This is a genomic window from Herbiconiux sp. (genome assembly GCF_004297105.1).
Lineage (GTDB): Bacteria > Actinomycetota > Actinomycetes > Actinomycetales > Microbacteriaceae > Herbiconiux.
Map to the genome: position 1 here is coordinate 80,760 of NZ_SCVE01000008.1, position 22,126 is coordinate 102,885.

Annotated in this window: 18 protein-coding genes and 1 pseudogene; 6 read left to right on the forward strand and 13 right to left on the reverse strand. The window is 69.2% G+C overall.

All coding sequences use genetic code 11. From position 1 onward, the window contains the following. Nucleotides 1–25: 25 nt before the first annotated feature. The 3 genes from EPO52_RS04945 to EPO52_RS04955 form a co-directional block, all read right to left on the reverse strand. Nucleotides 26–2,110, reverse strand: coding sequence for a YhgE/Pip domain-containing protein (locus EPO52_RS04945; RefSeq protein WP_290802768.1), 2,085 nt, complete (start codon nt 2,108–2,110; stop codon nt 26–28). After that, the gene (locus tag EPO52_RS04950) at nt 2,107–5,130 is read right to left on the reverse strand and encodes an MMPL family transporter (RefSeq protein WP_290802771.1); all 3,024 of its coding nucleotides are present in this window, start codon (nt 5,128–5,130) and stop codon (nt 2,107–2,109) included. Before EPO52_RS04950 ends, EPO52_RS04945 begins: the two co-directional genes overlap by 4 nt. Before the next feature lie 77 nt (nt 5,131–5,207). Beyond that, complete coding sequence (locus EPO52_RS04955) at nt 5,208–5,834, reverse strand: TetR/AcrR family transcriptional regulator (protein ID WP_290802773.1); 627 nt, start codon at nt 5,832–5,834, stop codon at nt 5,208–5,210. A gap of 139 nt (nt 5,835–5,973) precedes the next feature. Between EPO52_RS04955 and EPO52_RS04960 the strand changes: the two genes are divergently transcribed. After that, nucleotides 5,974–7,560 carry an amino acid permease gene (locus tag EPO52_RS04960; RefSeq protein WP_290802775.1) on the forward strand — a complete coding sequence of 529 codons (1,587 nt, stop codon included), beginning with the start codon at nt 5,974–5,976 and terminating at the stop codon, nt 7,558–7,560. A gap of 67 nt (nt 7,561–7,627) precedes the next feature. After that, the gene (locus EPO52_RS04965; protein ID WP_290802777.1) at nt 7,628–8,734 is read left to right on the forward strand and encodes a hypothetical protein; all 1,107 of its coding nucleotides are present in this window, start codon (nt 7,628–7,630) and stop codon (nt 8,732–8,734) included. A gap of 7 nt (nt 8,735–8,741) precedes the next feature. On the opposite strand, the gene EPO52_RS04970 is transcribed toward EPO52_RS04965, so the two are convergent. Further along, nucleotides 8,742–9,599, reverse strand: a complete 858-nt coding sequence (locus tag EPO52_RS04970; protein WP_290802779.1) for an NAD(P)-dependent oxidoreductase — start codon at nt 9,597–9,599, stop codon at nt 8,742–8,744. A gap of 124 nt (nt 9,600–9,723) precedes the next feature. Here EPO52_RS04970 and EPO52_RS04975 point away from each other — a divergent pair, with 124 nt between their 5' ends. Beyond that, a complete protein-coding gene (locus EPO52_RS04975; protein WP_290802780.1) occupies nt 9,724–10,107 on the forward strand; it encodes a DUF1304 domain-containing protein in 384 nt (127 codons plus the stop codon). Between the two features lie 182 nt (nt 10,108–10,289). Here the strand turns inward: EPO52_RS04975 and EPO52_RS04980 are convergent, their stop codons facing one another. The 4 genes from EPO52_RS04980 to EPO52_RS04995 form a co-directional block, all read right to left on the reverse strand. Next, the gene (locus tag EPO52_RS04980) at nt 10,290–13,598 is read right to left on the reverse strand and encodes an efflux RND transporter permease subunit (RefSeq protein ID WP_290802782.1); all 3,309 of its coding nucleotides are present in this window, start codon (nt 13,596–13,598) and stop codon (nt 10,290–10,292) included. Nucleotides 13,599–13,680: 82 nt separating this feature from the next. Beyond that, the gene (locus EPO52_RS04985) at nt 13,681–15,345 is read right to left on the reverse strand and encodes a hypothetical protein (protein ID WP_290802785.1); all 1,665 of its coding nucleotides are present in this window, start codon (nt 15,343–15,345) and stop codon (nt 13,681–13,683) included. Continuing rightward, nucleotides 15,342–16,247, reverse strand: a complete 906-nt coding sequence (locus tag EPO52_RS04990; RefSeq protein ID WP_290802788.1) for an ABC transporter ATP-binding protein — start codon at nt 16,245–16,247, stop codon at nt 15,342–15,344. The genes EPO52_RS04985 and EPO52_RS04990 overlap by 4 nt, the downstream gene beginning before the upstream one ends. A 40-nt stretch (nt 16,248–16,287) precedes the next feature. After that, nucleotides 16,288–16,632 carry an L-rhamnose mutarotase gene (locus EPO52_RS04995; RefSeq protein WP_290802789.1) on the reverse strand — a complete coding sequence of 115 codons (345 nt, stop codon included), beginning with the start codon at nt 16,630–16,632 and terminating at the stop codon, nt 16,288–16,290. Between the two features lie 150 nt (nt 16,633–16,782). On the opposite strand from EPO52_RS04995, the gene EPO52_RS05000 reads away from it, so the two are divergent. The 3 genes from EPO52_RS05000 to EPO52_RS05010 are packed head-to-tail and all read left to right on the forward strand — an operon-like array spanning nt 16,783 to nt 18,221. Further along, nucleotides 16,783–17,637 carry a hypothetical protein gene (locus EPO52_RS05000; protein ID WP_290802792.1) on the forward strand — a complete coding sequence of 285 codons (855 nt, stop codon included), beginning with the start codon at nt 16,783–16,785 and terminating at the stop codon, nt 17,635–17,637. Nucleotides 17,638–17,685: 48 nt separating this feature from the next. Beyond that, the gene (locus tag EPO52_RS05005) at nt 17,686–17,961 is read left to right on the forward strand and encodes a type II toxin-antitoxin system Phd/YefM family antitoxin (protein ID WP_290802795.1); all 276 of its coding nucleotides are present in this window, start codon (nt 17,686–17,688) and stop codon (nt 17,959–17,961) included. Continuing rightward, the gene (locus EPO52_RS05010; protein WP_290802798.1) at nt 17,958–18,221 is read left to right on the forward strand and encodes a type II toxin-antitoxin system RelE/ParE family toxin; all 264 of its coding nucleotides are present in this window, start codon (nt 17,958–17,960) and stop codon (nt 18,219–18,221) included. The genes EPO52_RS05005 and EPO52_RS05010 overlap by 4 nt, the downstream gene beginning before the upstream one ends. Before the next feature lie 21 nt (nt 18,222–18,242). Here EPO52_RS05010 and EPO52_RS05015 read toward each other — a convergent pair whose 3' ends face one another. The 5 genes and pseudogenes from EPO52_RS05015 to EPO52_RS05035 all read right to left on the reverse strand — a co-directional run. Then, nucleotides 18,243–18,902 (reverse strand): pentapeptide repeat-containing protein, encoded by a 660-nt coding sequence (locus tag EPO52_RS05015; protein ID WP_290802801.1) that lies wholly within the window; start codon nt 18,900–18,902, stop codon nt 18,243–18,245. A 20-nt stretch (nt 18,903–18,922) separates the two neighbouring features. Continuing rightward, nucleotides 18,923–19,666, reverse strand: coding sequence for a 5'-methylthioadenosine/S-adenosylhomocysteine nucleosidase (gene mtnN, locus EPO52_RS05020; protein WP_290802803.1), 744 nt, complete (start codon nt 19,664–19,666; stop codon nt 18,923–18,925). Nucleotides 19,667–19,699: 33 nt separating this feature from the next. Then, on the reverse strand, nt 19,700–20,701 hold the full coding sequence (locus EPO52_RS05025; RefSeq protein ID WP_290802805.1) for a hypothetical protein: 1,002 nt from the start codon (nt 20,699–20,701) through the stop codon (nt 19,700–19,702). Beyond that, nucleotides 20,698–21,765, reverse strand: coding sequence for a TerC family protein (locus EPO52_RS05030; RefSeq protein WP_290802808.1), 1,068 nt, complete (start codon nt 21,763–21,765; stop codon nt 20,698–20,700). The genes EPO52_RS05025 and EPO52_RS05030 overlap by 4 nt, the downstream gene beginning before the upstream one ends. Nucleotides 21,766–21,995: 230 nt before the next feature. Continuing rightward, nucleotides 21,996–22,124 (reverse strand): annotated as a pseudogene (locus EPO52_RS05035) (transporter); the annotation flags it as partial. Nucleotides 22,125–22,126: the final 2 nt, after the last annotated feature.

The following is a 22,126-nucleotide window of genomic DNA, read 5'->3' on the forward strand; positions in this document are numbered from 1 at the left end:
GTCCGCAGGTGCGGCCACGACCCCGTTACGAGAGTTTCGGAGAGAGCGGCTTCGGAGAACGCGCGGCGGCCCGGCGGCGGGCCGGGACGACCCATCCCAGTTCCACCGGACGGCGGCGGCGCGCGAGGGCGACGCCCGAGAGCAGCACACTGACCACGAGCATCCCACCCATCACGAGCGCGGCATTCAGCACGACCGACGCGTCGCCGCCCGTCAGGATCGCCTGTATGCCCGAAACGGCATACGCGAGCGGACTCACCGAGTTGATCGCCTGGAACGGCCCGGAGAGGATCTCCGCCGGGTACAGTCCACCCGTCGAGGCCAGCTGGAGAGCCAGCAGCACCAGCGAGACGATCGCACCCACCCGGCCGAAGGCCGTGCTGAGCAGCTGGTGGAACGCCGTGAACGCGAGCGCCACGATGAGCGAGAACCCGAGCGTGGCCGGGAACGAGCTCCACGCCACCCCCAGCACCAGGTGCAAGAACGCCACCAGCAGCACGACCTGCGCGGCCGCGATACCGGATGCCCGCAAGAAGGTGCGCACGGTGAGCCGAGCCGTGGTGGCCGAACTGGCCAGCACCGCCCGCGAGAACGGACGCATCCAGAGGAAGAGGGCGAGGGCACCGATCCAGAGCGCGGTCGGCAGCATGAGGATGGAGATCACCTGACCGATGCTCGACACCTGGTTCTCGGTCGACACGTCGACCTTCACGGGCTCGGCGATCACGTCGGAGGCCGCAGAGGTGTCGCTCGAGACGTTCGCGCCGAGCTGATCGGCTCCCGACTGGAGTCCGCTCGCGAGGGTCTGTGCACCGTCACCGAGCTGCGTCGCACCGCTCGAGAGCTGCTGGGCTCCCGGCACCGTCTGCTGCACTCCGGATGCGAGCTGCCCCACCCCGCTCGACAGCTCCTGTGCGCCGGGCACGGTGGCCGCGAGACCCGAGGCGAGCTGGCCGACACCCGAGTCGAGCTGCGCGGCGCCGTCGGCGAGCGCCGGGCCGCCGGCCGCGAGCTGGCTCGCGCCGGACGCGGCGGCCGCGATGCCGGACTCGAGCTGCGGGAGTCCCGCAGCTCCGGCGGCGAGCTTGTCGCCCTGACCGGCGATACCTCCCAGTTGAGTGGAGACCGTCGTGAGCTGATCCACGATGGAACTGATCGGAGCGCCAGGGTCTGCCTTGGCTTGCGCCACCAAGGCATTGAGTTGGGCAGACGTGCCCGTGACACCCTGTGTGTAGGTGGAGATCCCGCTCGACAACGTGCCGAGGCCGGTGCTGCCGGTCGCCAACTCGCCGAGACCGCCCGAAACCGATGTGACTCCGTCCGTGTACGTCTTCAGTCCCGAGCTCAGCTCGCTCGCCCCGGATGCGGCCGACGCCGCGCCCGTGCTCAGCTGCCCGAGCCCGTCCGACAGTTGCGACGCACCCGACGCGGCCGAGGCCGCACCGGTGCCGAGCTGGTTCAATCCGTCGGCCAGCTGCGACGACCCTGTGGCGAGTCCGTCGGCACCGGTGGCGAGCTGCGTCGCACCGTTCGCGGCATCCGAGAGGCTCGTGCCCACGGTGCCGAAGCTCGTGTAGATGCCGTTCACCACCTGGGCCGTGACGGTCTGACCGAAGCCCGCCTGCACCGCCGAGGCCACGGTGCTCGCCACGATGCCCGAGAGGTAGCCGTGCGAGTCATCCGTGCGGATGTCGATGAGCCCCTGCTCAGGGGTCGTGGTGCCGAGGGTGTTGATGGTGGCGGAGAAGTCCTCCGGGATGGTGAGCACCGCGTAGTAGGTGCCGTTCGCGAGGCCGGCGGCCGCGTCATCCGAGTTGGTGAGGTTCCAGTCGAACCCCGAGTCGTTGCCCGTGAGCTCGGTGACCACGGCGCGGCCCGCGAAGTTGACGGTCTGGGTGCCGTCGGCATTCGTGGTGGTGGTCATCGTGTCGTTGTTCACGATGGCGGCCGGGATGCTCGAGAGGCTCGTGTCGGCGTTCGCGAGCGCGCCGGCGAACAGGCCGTTGACCGCGAGCGGGGTGAAGGCGACGGCCAGCACCGTGAGCACGAGCAGAACGATCTTGGTGCGCCGGCGCATGCGGGGAGTGGGGGTCGAGGTCGAGGCGCTCATCGGAGGCCTCCTTCCGGGGTGGACGAGAGGGAGGATGAAAGGGACAGGTCGATCCGCGTGAGAGCGCGGTCGCCCACGGTCGAGGCATGGCTGCCCGGCTCGGAGGCCAGCCCCAGCACCACGGTGGTGGAGGCATCCGCGATGCTCGTCACCGCCGCGGCGAACGCCGGAGTGGAGGGGTCGGCGAACTCGCCGTCGCCGGCGTCGATCACGAGCATCTCCGCACCGTCGGCCACGCCGAAGGCGACGTGGAGCAGCGCGAGCGCGAGCGGTGAGAGCTCGCCGAGCGTGCGATGGATGTCGATCGGCACCTCATCGGGTGCTCCGGCGAGCGCCCGGTTGATGCGGGCGACGAGCTGGTCGGCCTCGCCGCGCGGAACCCGCTGCACGAACGACCGGGCCAGCGCGAACCGCTCGTTCAGAGCATCCCCCACCGTGGTGGTCACATCGAGCCGCCGCGACTCGAGGTCGATGAGGGTGACCCGCTTCGCGACCGGCCGGGCCTCGGAGGGCAGGCAGTAGCCGAGCACCTGCAGGTGACCGGATGCGGGCGCGATCCGTCCGGCGAGGGCGGCGCCGAGCAGACGGCGAGCTGCCGTCTCGCCGGTGACCACCGCGACGGTGCCCGGCTCCACGGAGAACGACACCGGTGCGCCGGCGCCCTCCACCACGAGGTCTTCGGCCGTGGCCGCGGCGCCGAGATGGGCGCGAGCCCACTCGCGCTCCTCGATGTGCTCGCGCAGGCTCTCGCCCTCCACGTCGACATCGGGGAGGATACGGCCGAGCCACTTCGGCAGGTACCAGGCCCGGTCGCCGAGCAGGAACATCACAGCGGGCACGAGCGTCATGCGCACGAGGAAGGCATCGACGAACACACCGACGGCGAGCGCCAGCGCGATGGCCTTGATGGCCCCGTCGCCCTCGGGCACGAAGGCGAAGAACACGAAGAACATGATGAGCGCCGCCGCCGTCACCACCCGGGCGCCGTGCTGGAAGCCGATGCGCACGGCACGTTTCGCATCCTTCGATCTCACGTACTCCTCGCGCATGCCGGAGACGAGGAACACCTCGTAGTCCATGGCCAGCCCGAAGAGGATGGCCATGAGAAGGATCGGCAGGAAGCTGATGATCGGACCGGTGGCGTGAACGTTGAGCACGTCGTTCAGCCAGCCCCACTGGAACACGGCCACCGAGACACCGAAGGAGGCACCCACCGAGAGCACGAACCCGAGCGCCGCCTTGATCGGCACCGCGATGGAGCGGAACACCATCGCGAGAAGAATGATCGAGAGCCCCACCACGAGGATCCCGAAGGGCAGCAGCGCGGCGGTGAGCTGGTTCGAGACGTCGATCGCCACGGCCGTCTGACCGCTCACGGTGAACGGGACGTCGTACTTGGCCTCGATGTCGCCCTTCATCTCGCGGAGCCGTTCGACGAGCGCCTTCGTGTCCGGTGAATCAGGGGCGGTGGTGGGGATCACCTGGAAGATCGCGGTGTCGAGCGTCTCGTCGGGGATCCCGGGGCCGACGGTCGCCACGCCCTCCACCGACTCGAGCTCGGTGCGGATGCCCGCCAGGTCGTCCTGGATGGCGGTGGTCTGCGTGATGTCGGCCACCACCACGATCGTGCCGTTGTACCCGGGCCCGAACTTCTCGGCGATCGTGTCGTAGGCGATGCGCGAGGGGCTGTCCTTCGCCTCGGTGGCGGCGGTCGGCAGGTTGAGATCGAGGCTGAAGGCGGGGATGGATGCCACTCCCACGAGGCCGAGCACGGCGATCACGAACACGATGGGCGCGCGGGCGATGAGCGCCACCCAGCGCCCGCCGAGCGAGGGCTTGAGCGCGGCCTTCGTGCCGGCGGGCTCACCGGATGCTCCACCGGAGGCTCCACCGGAGGCCTCACCGAGGGAGGCCCCGGACGCCGCGGCGTGGCCCTGCGCGCCGGCATCGCCGTCGTCGTCGTGCGAGCTCGCGGCGATCGCCCGGCGGGCGGCCCGCGAGCCGGGCTTCGGTGCCAGCCGGTGCTTCGCGAGCCCCATGATGGCGGGCAACAGAGTGATGGCGATCGTCACGGCCGCGAACACCGCGAAGGCCGCACCCACACCCATCACCGAGAGGAACGGGATGCCCACCACGAGAAGCCCGAGCAGGGCGATGATCACGGTGAGGCCGGCGAACACCACGGCGCCACCGGCGGTGGCCACGGCCTGCGCGGCCGACTCCTCCGGTTCCATCCCCTGGGCGAGCTGACTTCGGTGCCGCGACAGGATGAAGAGCGCGTAGTCGATGCCGACCGCGAGCCCGATCATCACGGCCAGCGTCGGCGCGGTGCTCGAGACCGGCGTGAATGCGGCCACCACCATGATGCCTCCGGCCCCGAGGCCCACACCGATCAGTGCGGAGAGCAGCGGCAGGCCGGCCGCGAGGAGCGAGCCGAAGGTGACGAAGAGTACGACGGCGGCGAAGAGCACGCCGAGGCCCTCCGTGGGAGTGAGCCCGAAGGTCGTGTTCTGGAACACCTGGCCGCCGTAGGCCACCGTCATGCCGTCGGCGATCAGGGAGTCGCCGGTGGCCTTGAGTTGCTCGAGGGTGGCGTCGGTGACATCCGTCGACGCGCCGTCGAACTGGACGGTGATGCGGGCGGCGGTCTGGTCGTCGCTGATGGCGTTCGTGGAGTACTCGGAGTAGGGCGAGACGGTGCTCGCCACCTGGTCGATGGTGCCGATGTCATCGGAGACCGCCGTGATCTCCTGCTTCACGGTGGGGTCGTTCACGGTGGTGCCGTCGGGTGCCACCACGATCACCGTGGCCGAAGCGCCGGCCGCCGAGGGGAAGAGGTTCTCGAGCTTGTCGATGGTCTGCTGCGACTCGGTGCCCGGGATGGTGAAGCTCTCCTGGAACGCTCCGCCGAGCGCGAGACCGCTGCCCAGCACCGCGGCGAGCGCGAGGGCCCAGGCCACGATGACGTACCAGGCCCGCCGGTAGGCGAAGCGGCCGATGCGGTAGAGAAGTGTGGCCACGGGAGAGGCTCCTCGGTGTTCGGGGTGTTCGTCGGGTTAGGGGTGTTCTTTCGACGGCTAGGCCGGTAGTGGGCTGATCAGCTCGGTGACGACGCCCCGGTCTGGGGGCGCCGCTCTGCCGCCAGCGGGGTGATCAGTTCGGTGACGACGTCGATGAGGGCCTCTCTGACCTCGACGATGTCTTCGCCTTCGAGAAGGGTGGGGGTCGATGCCACCAGGATGTAGGCGGCCCCGGCGAGCGCGACACCGAGACGGATCCGCTGCTTCGTGGTCGGCAGCCCCGACATGAACGACTCGCCGATGCGCTCGATGAGCCCGCGGGCTTGGTCGATGATGGGGATGTCGCTCAGGGTCTGACCCTGGTTGATGATGATGTGCGCGGCGAGCCGGTGCTCGAGCAGCAGATCGACGAAGTCGACCACGAACTCGTCGCGCCTCACATCGGAGGTGAGTTTCTCGACGATCGAATCGAGGAACTGGTCGAGCTCGGCGACCGCCGGAGCGAGAGCGGCCTCGAAGAGCGCCTCCTTGGAGCGGAAGTGGTAGAGCACGCTCGACTTCGAGTAGCCCGCCGCATCCGCGATCTGCTGGAGGCTGGTGCCCGTGTAGCCGTTCTCGGCGAACATCTGCAGCGCGACCTGGCGCAGCTCGGCGCTGGCGTCGTTCACGACGCGCTGGATCGGCTGGGCGGAGGAGGTGGGCACGCTCTCAGCCTAGGCTGACCGATCGGTCAGCGCCTGGCCGATCGGTCAGATTCGAAGATTCCTGCCAGGTAACGCGTCGGAAACGAGTCGGGAGTAGCGTCTCTTCGAAGCAAACGAGAGCACCATGGGCGGGAGCGACATGAGGAACGATTCGAGCGACGGCAACGGGGCCGGCCAGGAGAACATCGCGGATGCGGAGGAATCGCCGCGCGAGGTGCTGGGCGATCGGCTCACCGCCGTGGAGGACTTCTCCGGCGAGCAGGCGGGCTACCACAAGTCGCTGAAGCCCCGGCAGTTGCAGATGATCGCCATCGGTGGCGCGATCGGCACGGGCCTGTTCCTCGGAGCGGGCGGGCGCCTGCACGAGGCCGGACCGTTGCTCGTGGTCGACTACGCGGTGTGCGGGTTCTTCGCCTTCCTCATCCTGCGGGCACTCGGGGAGCTGGTGCTGCATCGGCCGTCATCCGGTTCCTTCGTCTCGTACGCGCGGGAGTTCTATGGCGAGAAGGCGGCCTACGTCTCGGGCTGGATGTACTTCCTCAACTGGGCGATGACCGCCATCGTCGACTCCACGGCGGTGGCCGTGTACGTGCAGTACTGGAGCCTGTTCACGGATGTGCCGCAGTGGTTGCTCGCACTCATCGCGCTCGCGATCGTGCTCGGCGCGAACATGATCTCGGTGAAGGTGTTCGGCGAGATGGAGTTCTGGTTCGCCCTCATCAAGGTGGCGGCGCTCGTGGCGTTCCTGATCATCGGTGTGGTGTTCCTCGCGTTCGCGTTCCCGACGGATGTCGGCGTGACGGGCATCCCGATGATCGTGGCCGAGGGCGGGCTGTTCCCCAACGGCATCAACACCCTGGTGGTGGCGGTCGTCATGATCCAGGGCGTGGTGTTCGCCTACGCGGGTGTCGAACTCGTGGGCACGGCGGCCGGCGAGACCGCCAACCCCGAGAAGATCATGCCGCGCGCGATCAACAGCGTGGTCATCCGCATCGCCGTCTTCTACTGCGGGTCAGTGCTGCTGCTGGCGCTGCTGCTTCCCGCGTCGACCTATATGGCCACCGAGAGCCCGTTCGTCACGTTCTTCTCGCACATCGGCAACCCGACGGTGGCCGCCATCGCGGGGTCGGCGATGAACTTCGTGGTGCTCACCGCCGCGCTCTCGAGCCTCAACGCCGGCCTCTACTCGACCGGCCGCATCCTGCACTCGCTGTCGAGCTCGGGGGCCGCGCCGAAGTTCACCGGCAAGATCAACCGGCGCGGAGTGCCGTTCGGCGGCATCCTGCTCACGTCGGCCGTGGCGCTGCTCGGTGTGGGGCTCAACTTCGTGGTGCCGTCGCAGGCCTTCGAGATCGTGCTCAACGTGGCGGCGCTCGGCATCGTCTCGAGCTGGGGCACCATCGTGCTCTGCCAGATGAAGTTCAAGAAGCTGGCCGACAAGGGGCTGTACGTGCGGCCGAAGTTCCGGCTGTTCGGGGCGCCGTTCACGTCGTACCTCACGCTGGCGTTCCTGGTGGCGGTGCTCGTGCTGATGGCCTTCGACTTCCCCACCGGAACCTTCACGATCGCGTCGCTCGTGATCATCATCCCGCTGCTGATCGTGGGCTGGTACGTGTATCGCGACCGCATCACCGCGATCGCCGCGGCGCGCTCGGGCTTCACGGGCGCCTACCCCACGGTCGCGAACCGCTCCCCCCTGGAGGGCGACGACCCGAAGGGCCCCTGACGCCTCCGCGGGAGGCCTGTTCGGGGTGGCGACCAGCGCATATGCTGATCGGCGACGAATAGGTCACATGAGCGACGACATCTACCAGCGGGCGCGCGCCGATGCAGCCCTGCACGATCGGCTCGCCGCCGCGTACTCCGGCGGCGCGGGGTTCGAGAACGCGCTCTGGTGGTACGCGCATCCGGATGCCGACGCGCCCGACGGCACCCCCTCGCCGCTGCGGCGCATCGGTGAGCTCGAGGTGCGGATGTACTCGCGCGAGGCGCATCCGGAGTCGGCGACCGATGACGCGGCCGCGCTCACGGCGCTGCGCGCTCGGGTGCGCGCCGACCGTGAGGCAATGGGCCGCGCGATCGCGATCGCGATGGCGCCTCCGGTGACCGAGACGGCCGCGGGCCCCGCTCACCTCGGCCCGACCGTGTCCTCGAGCAGCTCCGCCGCAGCCGGACCGGCATCGGCATCGGCATCAGCCGACGACGACGACGCCGACGGATCGACGCAGGTGCTGAATGAGCACGCGTGGGGTGCGGCGCGGAGGCCGCGATGGGCCGTGCCCGTCGCGGCCGGTCTGGTGGGTGTGCTGGTCGGTGCCGGGATCGCGCTGGCGGTCGTGCTGCCCGCGAACCACCCCGGGGGATCCTCCGCCGCAAATGGGGGAACGACCGGCGGCTCGGCCGACGGCGGAGACCCGGGGATCAACCAGTTCGGCGGAGTGATCGAGGGCGGCGGCGCCACCGATGCGACCGCGCCCGGGCCCACGGCCGTCCCCTGGGCGCTCGACGTGCTCGCCCGGCCCCAGCAGGACTCCGACGTTCCGGCGCTGCTCTACAGCACCTGGCTCGACATCGGCACGTTCCGCGCGCTCAGCGGGCCCGCGCCGCTCTACGCCGCGCGCGACGAGTCGGGCAAGCCCTGTCTCGTGCTGGTGCAGGATGACGGCGGCTACACGGCCGACTGCGTCGACGCATCCGGATTCCCCGACGCGGGTCTCACCGTCTCGGGCGTGTACCGCAAGGCCGATCCCGTGGTCTCGGGCGCCGGTAGTTCGGCCGACCCGTCGACGGTCGACGCCACGAGCAGCACCGACAACGACGTCTACGCCGAGATCGACGTCGTGTGGTTGCCGAGCGGCGAGCTGTCGATCACGCAGAAGGCCCTCGTGACCGCGTCCTGACGGCGGGTCAGCCGCGCCAGCTGTGCTTCGGATCGAACCAGAGCAGGCGTCGGGCCTTGTCGATGCCGAGCAGGGTCTCGGTGCCTTCGACCGGGCGGCGGAACGGGACGTGCGGAAAGAATCGCTCCGCCAGCTCGGCTGACGGCGTCGACATGACCGTGTCGGCGGCCGCGATGATGAACGCCTCGAACCCCGTGAGGGTGCTCTCGAGCGCGAGACGAACGGCTTGCGCGCCGTCGCGCGCGTCGATGTAGCCCCACGCGTTCCACGAACGGCTCACCGGGTCGTCTTCGAAGGCGGGGAAGGCCTCGTAGTCGGCCTCGTCCATCACGTTCGAGAAGCGCAGACCGATGAGCTTCAGGTCGGGATTCCAGCGGGTGAAGTGCCGCGCCATCTCCTCCTCCACCGCTTTGCCGAGCGAGTAGGTGGTGGAGGGGCGCACCGGGTACTCCTCGTCGACCGGGAACGACGGCGGCGGGTTCTCGCCGAACGGCAGACCGAGCACGGTCTCGCTGGAGGCCCACACCACGTTCGTGATACCGGCGCCCTGTGCGGCCGCGAACACGTTGTAGCTCGTGGGCACGTTGTTGGCGAACGTCGCCGAGTTGGTCGTGAGGCCGGGCGCGGGGATGGCGGCGAGGTGGGCGATGCCGTCGATCCTCGCGTAGCGGTCATCGACCGCGGTGAGCGCTTCGAGCACCTGGCCGTAGTCGGTGAGGTCGACCCGCACGAAGGAGGCACGCGCATCCGGATGCGGCGACGGCGCCTGATCGAGGTTCACCACCTCGTACCCGTTGTCGAGCAGCTCGCGCACCACGGCGCGACCGAGCTTCCCACTTCCTCCGGTGACCGCGATCCTCGTCATGCTGCTCCTGTCGACGCACTCCACCCTATGCGGGTGACGATCGTGGTCGCTCAAACCCGGCGCCGTGAGCGGATCACGGCACAATCGCGCGACCTCGATCCGAACGCCGCCCTAGGCTGAGCGCATGGCCATCGTCGCTTCCCTCTTCGCCGGGCTCGCCGCCCTCGTGCACGTGTACATCTTCGTTCTGGAGAGCATCCGGTGGCGGCAACCCGCCACGTGGAAGATCTTCGGGCTCTCCAGCCAGGCCGATGCCGACACCACCGCACCCCTCGCCTACAACCAGGGCTGGTACAACCTGTTCCTCGCCATCGGCGCGGCCGTGGGCGTCATCCTGCTGTGGACGGATGCCCGCCAGCCCGGCTACGCCCTCGTCTTCCTCGCCGTGGGATCGATGCTCGCCGCGGCCCTCGTGCTGCTGAGCACGGGGCGCTCGCGGTTGCGCGCCGCGGCGGTGCAGGGCACGTTCCCGCTGCTGGCGCTGATTTTCATGGCGCTCTCGCTGTAACGGTGCTGGTTACGGGTGGCGGGGCGGTGTAACTATATGAAAAGAGCAGACCGGTGGCCTATATGGGGTTGGTGTGTCGCATTTGCATAGTTACACGGTCCGGACGCGTCGGGTTCAGTGTCTGAACGACGTCGCGCACAGGGAAACCGCTACGCCGCACAGCGGCACGGGCCGAAGCGCGACTAGCGCACCTCGCGCGCGTTGCGGCGGCGTTCGCGGGTGCCCTCGACCAGGTTGTAGAGCACCGGGAGCACGATCAGGGTGAGAAGGGTGGAGGAGACCAGGCCGCCGATCACGATGATCGCGAGCGGTTGCGAGATGAACCCGCCGTGGCCCGTGAGGCCCACGGCCATGGGCAGCAGCGCGAAGATCGTGGCGAGCGCCGTCATGAGGATGGGCCGCAGACGTCGTGATGCACCCTCGACGAGCGCCTCCCGAACAGGCAGTCCTCTCGTGCGGTACTGGTTCACGAGGTCGACGAGCACGATGGCGTTGGTCACCACGATGCCGATCAGCATCAGTACACCGATGATCGACGGAACGCCGAGCGGGATCCCCGTGATGACCTGCAGCGCGATGGCGCCCGTAGCCGCGAACGGGATCGACACGAGCAGCAGGATGGGCTGCAGCAGGCTCTTGAACGTGGCCACCATCACCACGTAGACGATCAGGATCGCGATCAGCAATGCGATGCCGAGCTGTGAGAACGCGTCCGACTGATCGGTGACCACCCCGCCCACGGTGGCCGTGGCGCCGGCCGGCAGCTGCACCTCGTCGAGGCCCTGCTGCACCTCCGACGACGCCGTGCCCAGGTCTTCGCTGTTCGGCGTCACCGAGATGGTGGCCGTTCGAACACCCTTCTGCGTGGTGATCGTGGCCGGTCCGTCGACCACCGACACCGTGGAGATCGAGTCGAGCCGCACGAATCCGGCCGCGGTCGGGATCTGCAGCGCCGCCAGCTCGTCCTGCGTCGCCGGGGGCGATGCCGACGTGATGTAGATCGTGTAGTTGGTGTCGTCGATCACGATCGAGCCCACCGACGTGGGCTGCATGGCCTGCGACACGATGCCGCCCACCACCACCTCGCTCAGCCCGGCGCGGGCTGCGGCATCCCGGTCGACCGCCACCTGCACGTAGGGGCGCGAGTCGCTCAGGTTGCTCGACGCCTGCTTGACGGCATCGAGCCCTTGCATCTGCGCCAGCACGGCTGCGGATGCGGTGGCCAGATCGGTCTGGTTGGTGGCCTGCACATCGATGGCGATGTCGGAGGAGCTGCCGAAACCGGATGATGCGGAGACCGAGATCGCGCCGACATCCGGAATCGCCTCGAGCGTGGTGCGCACCGTGTCCTGCAGCGCATCCTGGTCGACGTCGTCGGCGGTGGTGATGTTGTACGTGATAGCGCTGTCGCCGCCGCCCGAGAAGGCGTCGCGCAGCGAGCTGCCGCTCGAGCCGATGGTGAGCTGCACGGTGTCGATTCCGTCGATGCCCTCGAGCGCGGTCTCGACCTGCTGCGCGGCGGCCGACTGCGCGTCGAGGCTCGAACCCACCGGCACGGTCTGCGTCACGGTGAAGGTGTTCTGGCCGCTCGAACCGAGGAAGTTCGTCTTCATGAGCAGCGTGAGCGGTAGCGTGCCGAGCAGCACCACGAGGGCGATCAGGATGGTGACCACGGAGTGCTTGAGCGTCCAGGCGATGATGGGGAGGTACCGGCGCTGGAGCGCGGTGGGCGGCTCGTCCTCGATGTCGACGCGGTGGTTGCGGGCGCGTCGCGTGGGCGGCTCGATCAGCGCGACGGCGGTGCCGGGCCCGGCGGTCGTGGGCACGCCGGTCGTGGGCACGGCAGTCGTGCCGCCCGTCACGAGAGCGCCGGCGTGGGAGCCGTGCGGATGCTCGCCCGCGCCCTCGGCGGCGAGCTCGGTCTGCGCATCCGGGGCCGGCGCACCGGCGTGGGGGTGCGCATCCGGAACCGTCGTCTTCGCCTTGGGCGGGCGCACGAACCAGTAGGCGAGCACCGGAACGATGGTGAGCGCCACGAGCAGCGACGCGAGCAACGCGATCGTGACCGTGAGCGCGAAGGGCCGGAAGAGCTCGCCCGTGGTGTCGCCCACAAAGGCGAGCGGCAGGAACACCGCGACCGTGGTGATGGTGGAGGCCGTGATGGCGCCGCCCACCTCGCGCACCGCATCGATGATCAGCGAGGCGCGCGCGGCCCCCGCCTCCTTCGGCGAGAGCTCCACCCCCGCGAGCGATGACAGGTGCCTCTTGATGTTCTCGATCACCACGATGGAGTCGTCGACCACGCGCCCGATCGCGATGGTGAGCGCTCCGAGAGTGATGATGTTGAGGGTGTAGTTCGCGGCCTGCAGGCCGATGAACGTGATGAGCACCGAGGTGGGGATCGAGATGGCCGTGACGATGGTGGACCGGATCGACAGCAGGAACACGAACACCACGAGCACCGCGAAGAACAGTCCGAGCAGCCCCTCGGTGGCGAGCGACTCGATCGACTGCTGGATGAACGGCGCCTGGTCGAACACGATGGTGAACGTCGCCCCGGGCAGAGCCGACTCGAGCTGCGGCAGAAGATCGCGCACGCCCTGCGAGACCTGGACCGTGTTCGCCGAGGGAACCTTGGTGACCGAGATGGTGAGCGCATCCTGACCGTTGACGCGCGAGATCGAGGTCACCGGGTCGTCGACCAGGGCGACGGATGCGACCTGCCCGATGGTCACCGGAGAACCGTCGTCGTTCACGGCGGGCAGCGGCAGCGCGGCGATCTCGTCGGTGGAGGTGAGCTTGGCGCCCGCCTGCACGGAGTAGCTCTGGCCGTCCTGTGTGAGGGTTCCGGCGGGGATGAGCACGCCGTTGTTCTTCACCGCGTCGGTGATGTCGGAGGTGGTGGTTCCTGTCACGGCGAGCGCGCTGGGGGCGGGTGTGATGGTGACGCGCTGGCCCACCTGGCCGAGCACCTGGGCGGCGCGCACGCCGTCGACCGCCTCCAGGTCGGGCACGGCGGTGGTATCGAGCTGCTGGGCGAGGGTCTTCGAGTCCTCCCCCGTGACGGCGATCGAGATGATGGGCAGGTCGTTGATGCTGCCCGAGAGCACCTGCGGGTCGAGGTCGGCGGGCAGCTGCGACTTGATGCGGTTGATCGCCTGCGTCATCTTCTGCTCGGCCGTGGCGAGGTCGGTGCCGTAGGTGAAGGTGGCGGAGATGATCGAGAGGTTCGTGCTGGAGGTGGCACTCGTGGTGTCGAGACCCTCGACACCCTGGATGGCGGTCTCGATCGGCGTCGACACCTCGTCGTTCACGACCTCGGGGCTCGCACCGGGGTAGGTGGTGAGCACCGCGAGCTGCGGGAAGTCGATCGACGGGATGAGCTCCTGCTTGAGGCTCGTGAGCGCGAGCCCGCCGAACACGGCGACCACGATCGTGACGAGGGCGATGAGCGCCCGGTTCTTCATACTGAGAACGGCGAGAAAATGCACGGATGTCTCTCTGTCGTCGCGAGCCGGGGCGGACGCCTAGGCAACTTAACTATCTCATCTCCTCGTGCGAGCGGAACGCTGTTCAGCCCAGAACGAGCTCGCGTCGGCGACCGGTGATGAGCGTCGCCACCACCGCGAGCGCGGCCACCGCGAGCATCCAGAATCCACCCGACCAGTCGACCTGGCCGCCCACCACGACCGGGGTGTGCTGGAAGGGAGAGATGTCGCGCAGCCACTGCGGCATCCCCACCGCACCACCGAAGACTCCCAGCACGAGACCGGCACCGAGCAGCCCCCAGCCGAGCGGGATCGTGGCCTTCGGCACGAGGGCGAAGACGAGCGCGATCACGCCGAGGTAGACGAACGCGGCGGGGAGCTGTGCGACCGCGGTCGCGCCCACGTCGCCCAGCTCGGGGCCGGTCGCCACGCTCGAGCCGGTGCCGGGCGTCTCCCCGGGCGAGCCCGCTCCGAGCACGCCGATCAGTGCGGCCGTTGCTCCCGCCGCCAGCACCAGCACGATCGAGATCGCACCGAGCGCGAGGTAGCCGGCCAGCCAACGGAGGGGGGAGAGCGGGGTGGAGAGCACCAGCTCTGCCGTGCCGGCGGCTTCCTCCTGCCGCATCCGGATGATCGTCTGCGTCGCGCTGCCGGCAGCGAGCACGCCGATGATCGCGAACAGCGCTCCGAGCAGCAGGTGTGCGGTGCCCTCCCCCGCCGCCCCCGCAGGCAGGAGAGAACCGAGGGTTGTGGCGAGGGACGGGTCGCGCTGGGTCACGGCATCGGCCAGAGGGGCGAGCGCACCCACGAGCACCCCGAGCACCGCGGCGCCGAGCGCCCACGCGAGCATCGAGGGCCACTGCAGGCGCCACGCCAACGCGAACGACGAGCTCAGCACCCCGCGGGCGGATGCGCGGCCGAGCCGGTCGGGAAGCAGCGCGGCGCCCAGATCCCTTCGCCGCGCGGCGATCAGGGCGATGGCCACCGCGACGGTCGCGAGCGCGAGGTCGAGGAGGAGCGGAGAGAGTGTTCCCGTGGAGAACGCGGCGGATTCCTCGCCCCACCCGAGGGGCGAGAGCCAGGTGGGCCAGGCCGCGGTCATGGAGACTCCGTCGGCGCTCGGGGTGCCGGCTGCGGCGCCGATCCCGCGCAGCAGGAACGCCACTCCGGTCACGGCGAGGGCGAGCGCGTTCGCCGCGCGCGCGGAGTGCACGATCTGCGCGCACACCAGCCCGATTCCCAGGAAGGCGATACCCGTGGCGGCCACGGCCGCGCCCGTCACCACGGCACCGGCCGGCGGAAGCCGCCCCGCCACGAGCCCGAGCGTCACGCTCACGCCCATCGCGAGGGCCGCGAGCGCGCCGTACGCCGCGGTCGCGGCGAGGGGTGTGGATCGGCCGGCCGGTGTCGCACCCACGAGCTCGGCTCGACCGGACTCCTCCTCCGCCCGGGTGTGCCGCACGGCGAGGAAGGTGCTCATGAACGCGGCCACCAGCGCGAGGTAGATGAAGATCTCGAAGAAGACGAAGGAGCCGAGATCGGCGCCCTGCGGGAGTCCGCGCAGCAGCAGGATGGCCGGACTGCCGGTGGCAAGCAGGAGGATCCCGGTGCGCTCGACCGGGTCTCCGTAGCTGTTCGCCACCGAGACCGAGGCGAACAGCGCGAGCAGGCCGTTGCCGAGGATCCAGATGGGGAGCTGCACGCGATCCCGGCGGATGCGCTGCATCAGCAGGGCGAGGAACGCGCTCACAAGCGGTCTCCGTAGTGCCGGAGGAAGAGCTCTTCGAGGGTGGGTGGCGCAACCCGCAGGCTCGCGAGCGGCAGGTCGCCGAGCGACGACAGGACCCGCCCGACCTGGGCGCTGTCCACCGAGAACCGCACCCGGCCGTGCTCGACCGCCAGATCATGGGCGTACGGGATGGCGGCGACCCGAGCATCCGGAACGCCCTCGACGGCGAACGAGATCTCGGTGCGGGTGAGGTGGCGGAGCTCGGCCAGGGTGCCCGCTTCGACCACCCGGCCAGCCCGCACGATGCTCACTCTGGTGCACAGCCGTTCGACCTCGGAGAGGATGTGGCTCGACAGGAGCACCGTCGCTCCGGCGGCGGCAACCCGGGCGACCTCCTGGTTGAACACCGACTCCATGAGAGGGTCGAGACCGCTGGTGGGCTCGTCGAAGACGTAGAGGGCGGCCGGCACCGCGAACGCGGCGATGAGAGCCACCTTCTGTCGATTGCCCTTGGAGTACGCACGCCCTTTCTTACGCGGGTCGAACTGGAACGCGCTGATCAGACGTGCCCGTTCCCGGTCGTACGCGGCGCGATCACGCTGCGAGCCACGGAGGCGGCAGATCAGGTCGATCGCCTCTCCGCCGGAGAGCGTGGGCCAGAGAGCGACGTCGCCGGGCACCGAGCCGATACGCTCGTGCACCGCCACCGAGTCGCGCCAGGGATCGCGGTCGAACACCCGCACCTCGCCCCCGCTCGCCCGGGCGAGACCCAGGATGACGCGGATGGTGGTGGATTTTCCTGCGCCGTTCGGCCCGAGGAAACCGTGCACCTCCCCCGCGGCCACCGTGAGGTCGAGGCCGTCGAGCGCGGTGGTGCGCCCGTAGCGCTTGCGGAGCCCGCGAATCTCGATGACGTCGCTCATGGCGGCGAAATTACTCCGATTTCAGCAGCGCGGGAACGGATCAGTCGAGGTGGAAGTACTCCGTGAGACGCACCGCCGTCTCGTCGGGATTCGTGGAGTCGGCGAAGTACTCGGCCATGCCCGCCTGCCAGCGCGCGTTGACCTCGCGCTTCGCCATCTCGGCCTGGGCGCGCTCGTAGTCGTCGGTGACGAGATAGCCCACCACCAGCGCCTCGGCTTCGAGCACGAACAGGGAGTAGTCGCGCCATCCGGTCTCGCGCAGGGCGTCGAGCATCTCGGGCCACACGGTCTCGTGTGCCACGAGATAGTCCTGCACCCGCTCGGGCTTCAACCGCATCACGAAGCAGACCCGCTGGGATCGGCTCCCGCCTTCGACAGCACTCACGAGAACTCCTTCGTCGTCGATGGCGCTCGCAGGTCGCGGCGCGGGTGAAACGATTCATCGAGAGTACACCCGGTTCGACCCCGGAGGCCACAGCGTCACCGCGACGACCACCACTCCGGGCGGTCGCCCGGTGTCCGCTACAGTTCGACCATGTCACAGCGGCCGCTCATCGCTCTGGGCGCCGTCGTGGCGGGCATCGTGGTGGTGGCCGGCGGATTGTCGCTCGGCCTCGCCGCCTACGACTCGGCCGGCAGCCAGAGCGCGAGTTCGCGCTCCGACGTGCAGCCGGGCGAGGTGCGGCTCGCGGATGACGCGGTGCGCTACATCCCCGACGGTGCCGCGCTCGGACCGAGCGCCGACGGCGTGGTGCCCGACGAGACGGCACAGCAGCTGTGGTCGTTGTTCTCGGCGGTGGCCGGGGATCGGGTCGACTCCCTCGACGAGTTCGCCGTCTACAACGACCCCGACGACACCTCGATGGCATCGGTGATGCGCGCGGACGACCCCTCCCGATGGAACGCCGACGTGAACACCGCCTGGATCGACGACGAGGCCGAGCTCGAGCACACCATGGTGCACGAGGTCGGCCACATCCTGACCCTGTCGACCGATCAGGTTCCGGAGACCACGGGCGCGTGCCCCACGGTGGAGCTGGGAGAAGGATGCCCCGAGCCCTCGTCGCTCGTCGCCGGCTTCCAGTCGCGCTTCTGGGCCGCGTATGGCACCGCGATACCAGCCGACGACGGAGCGGATGAGGACGAGGTCGCCGCGTTCTTCCGCGAGCACGGCTCGTTCGACACCTTCGTGAGCGAGTACGCGGCCACGAACATGGTGGAGGACGTGGCGGAGAGCTGGGCCGAGTGCGTGCTCTCCAACGCCCCGGGCTACACCTTCAGCGACGCCACGGGCAGCTCGGAGGCGTCGCAGAAGGTGCGCTACTTCGACGACTACCCCGCCTTCGCCGCCGAGCGCACCCGCATCCGCGAGGCCCTGTCGCTCGACTAGCCGGTCTTCGGGCTATCCATCGGCTAATAGTCGGGCTAGTATGAGCTCATGAAGACGGTAGCCCTCAGTGAAGCCAAAGACAAGCTCTCAGCGCTGGTCGACGACGTCGACCGTGAGCACGAGATCATTCGCATCACGCGACACGGCCATGGTGCCGCGGTGCTGATCAATGAAGACGATCTGGAGTCACTGCACGAGACTCTGTTCTGGCTCTCCCAGCCCGGCATACGAGACGACCTCGCCGAGGCTCGTGAGGCGGCCTCGGAGGGCCGAACGGTCGGAGCCGATGACGTGCGCGCCATGTTCGGCCTGCCGAACGCGTGAACTGGGCGGTGCGGTTCGCGCCGGCGGCACTTCGCGGTCTTCAGCGACTTCCGACACGCATCTCACCTGCGATCGTCGAATTCGCGACCGTCACCCTGCCGACGAACCCGGAGCGTCTGAGCAAACCACTCCGCAACGAACTCGAAGGTGTTCGCTCGGCGAGACGTGGTGATTATCGCGTGCTGTTCACACTGGACGACTCCACCCACACCCTCCTCGTCGTGCGGGTGGCCCATCGGGCCGACGTCTACCGCCTGTAGTACGCGAACCCCGGCATCGCGTCAGGGGTCGATGCGGATGCCGAGTTGGGTGGCGAAGAGGGTGGCGAGTTGGGCGACCTGGGTGTCGCTCAGCGTTGCACCTCGGAGGCCCTCCGCGTCGAGGAGGGCGTTCAGCTCGAGGCCGCGGAGGTCGACATCCGTGAGCCGTGAACGGGTGAGGCGCAGCGTACGCACCTCGCAGTTCTCGAAGGCGAGACGGGTGACGCGGGCATCGCTCAGGTCGAGTTCGTCGATGGTGCAGTCGGTGAAGAGCACGTCTTCGAGCGCGGCGCCGCCGAGGTTGAGGTAGCCGAGTTTGCACTGCTCGAGACGCACCGAGCTCCAGCTCGCCTCGAAGAACTCGGCGGATCCGAGGCGCGACGACGCGATCGACACCTCGCGGAACCGAGAGCGCGGAGCGGCGAAGATCGGGGCATCGAGGCGTTCGATGGTCGATTCGACGAAGGAGGCCGCTCGCAGATCAGTCTCATGAGCGGCGAGACCCGAGAACTCGCACTCGAGAAACGTCGCCCCGCTGAGATCGCGCCCGGAGAGGTCGGCGGCCGTGAACCGCTCGCCTTCGACGGTCTCATGGGGCTCCAGCGCATCCGGATGCCCCTCCCGCAGATCGCGCAGCACGATCGGGTCGAGGCGGGGCGGGGCGGTGCGTTTCGAGGCCATGGCCGGAATCTAGCAGGCCGTCATTCGCCGCCGACGAACCGCTTCACCAGTTCCAGCGCCACCTCGGCCGAGCGCGCCGCCGTGTCGGGCGTGTTCTCGAGGAAGTCGGCGGCGGCCTCGTCGGTGGCGCCGTCGGAGATGCCACGTACCGAGGCGAAACCCACCCCGTGCGAGCGGCACACCTGGGCGATGGCCGACGACTCCATGTCGACGGCGTCGAGCATCGGGAAATCGACCCGGGCGAGCGCCGCGCGCTCGGCCGCGATGAACGCGTAGCTGGAACCGATGGGTCCGATCCGCACCGACCCACCGGATGCCGCCACCGCCCCATCGGGCCACACCTCGCCCGCGAGTTCGAGCAGGCGCGGTGAGGCTTCGTGCCGGGCGGGCATGCCGGGAACTTGGCCGCGCGGGTAACCGAACGCCCGGGCATCCGCATCGATGTTGATGTATTCGCTGCCGATCACCACATCGCCGACACCGACATCCGTCCCGAGTCCGCCGGCGGTTCCGGCCGACACGACCACCGCGGCATCAGCCCCCGTCTCGTCGACGATGCGCAGCAGGGCGCGCGCCGTCGCGGCCGCCGCGTTCACGAAGCCGATGCCGCTCTGCACGAGCAGCACCTGCAGGCCGTCGATCGCGAGCCAGCGCTCGGTGGCCTCACCCGACTTCACGGGTTCGGTGGTGTGGTCGGCCCTCGCGAGGAAGGGTGCAGCCTCTTCAGCCATGGCGACGACGACGAGAACGGCTTGAGAAGTCACCTCGGTACCGTAACCCATCCTGTGCCGGGTCGGTCAGCGGCCGAAGAGGTCGTCGAGGCCGGGCAGGGTGAATCCGGATGCGAGGCCGCTCACCTGCTCGCCCAGTCCACCCACCTGCTCCGCGATGCCCCCGACCTGGTCGCCGAGCCCGGACACGGTCTCGCCCGCCCCCGCGGCCAGTTCGTCGACTCCGCCGGCGAGCCCGTCGGTGAGACCACCCGTGAGGCCCTCGATATCGAGCGAGCCGGCCAGGGCGTCGAAGTCGACACCGAACGAAGCGGCCTGCTCGAGGAGCGGGCCGGCCACCGAGCTGACGACGGCACCGCCGGCGACCGCGGCGAGCATGCCGCCGGCGGCCAGTCCCGCCCCGGCGACCGCACCACCGGCCAGGGCGCCGCGGCCGATGCCGCCGCCGGAGCCTGCCCGCCCCGCGCCACGGGAACCTCCCCCGAGGCCGCCGGCCCGAGCGAGCAGCCCGCGCAGCGCACCGGGACGCGCCGCCTCGGTGCGCGCGGCGGCGCGAGCGAGGTCGTCCACCCCGGATGACCGCGGTCGCTCCGATTCGGGCAGTTCGGCGCGCATCCGCTCGTCGACCTGTGCCCGCTGCGCGGGAGTGAGGCGCGCGAAGGCCTCGCGGTGCACCCCCTCGATCTGATGCGGGTCGGCGGTCTTCAGGAGGTAGTCGTAGCGGGCGATCGCGGCCCGGTCGGCGGGGTCGATCGCGGCCGGGGAGCTCTCCTGCGCCGTGGGCCGGGCCGGGCCCGCAGAGCCGTGGCCACCGGTGGAAGCGGAGGCGGATCGCTGCGAGCCCGACCAGCCGGAGTCGTTCTGCTGTGCGGCGCCGTGCGACGGCCGGCCGTCACTGGGGCGCTGTTCGCCCGGCCGCCCGTCTCCCGTCAGCGCATCGGCGGCGCTCCGCACCACCGAGCGCCAGTCCGTCTGACCCGACCCGCCGCCCGGACGCGACCCGGATGCCGAGCCCGAGCTGTCGAGAGCCTTCTTCGCCAGATCGCTGAGTTTCGAGAACATGCTCATGCGGAGTCATCCTTTCGCTCGAGGGAGGGTGTGGACACGGAGGTGGTGCGGGAATCGACGGGCGCTGTCGGGTGCGCCGACGACGCCACGACCTCGGCTCGCCCATCCGACCGCGTCTTCAGCAGGCTCGCCACAGTGGCGACCGCGATCGTGGCCCCGATGAACAGCAGCGAGAACCAGATCGGGATCTCGGGCACCCAGAGAATCGGCTGACCGCCGTTGATGAACGGCAGCTCGTTCACGTGCAGCGCATGGAACACGAGCTTCACGCCGATGAAGGCGAGGATGACCGCGAGCCCCTGGGAGAGGTACACGAGTCGCTCGAGCAGCCCCCCGATGAGGAAGAACAGCTGCCGCAGGCCCATCAGCGCGAACGCGTTCGCCGTGAACACGATGTAGGCCTCGTTGGTGAGCCCGTAGATGGCGGGGATCGAGTCGACCGCGAAGACGAGGTCGATGAAGCCGATCGCGACGATGGTGAGGAACATCGGTGTGACGAAGCGCTTGCTGTTCTTCTTCACGGTGAGCTTGTCGGCGTTGTACTCGTCACTCACGGGCAGGATGCGGCGCACGAAGCGCATGAACCGGCCGTTCGCGGGGTCGGACTCGTGGCTCGAGAACGCCTGACGGTAGGCGAGGAACAAGAGCAGGGCGCCGAAGAGGTAGAAGATCCAGGAGAAGTTCTCGATCAGTGTCGCGCCCGCGGCGATGAACCCGCCGCGCAGGATGAGCGCGATGACGATGCCGATCATCAGCACCTTCTGCTGGTAGGCCTTCGGCACGGCGAACGCCGACATGACGAGCAGGAACACAAAGAGGTTGTCGATCGACAGCGCCTTCTCGGTGAGGTAGCCGGCGAAGTACTCGCCGCCGAAGTTCCAGCCCGAGACCAGTCCGATGCCCACCCCGAACAGCAGTGCGAGGCCGATGTAGAACGCCGACCAGCGCGCCGATTCGGCGATGGTGGGCTCGTGGGGCTTTCGCACGTGGGCGAAGAACTCGTAGACGAAGAAGGCGATCGTGACGAGGATCGTGATGATCCAGATCAGCGGGGTGACCTGCATGGGCGTACTCCAAAGGGATTCGGCGTGAACGATGACGCCAAGGTCTCCTCCGCTCCGACCGAGATCGGAACCTGTGGCCCGGGATGCTTCGACGCATCCGTATTGACGGGCTCACCGCAGACGGGAGTACTCCCCTTGTTGCACCCAGCCTATCAGAGCCACCGCTTGCCGTCTCGGTCAGGCGTCGCGTCTGGCCCTCTGGAAGCTGATCACCTCACGGAGCAGCTCGGACTCGGCCGGTACAGGCCGATCCACGCCATCCCGTCGCGCTCGCGCAGCAGTTCGTAGGTCTCGTCGAGGCTGTGCGGGCTCTCGGTGCGGCGACCGTTGACGTCGATGGCGTTTTCGATGATGGCCATGG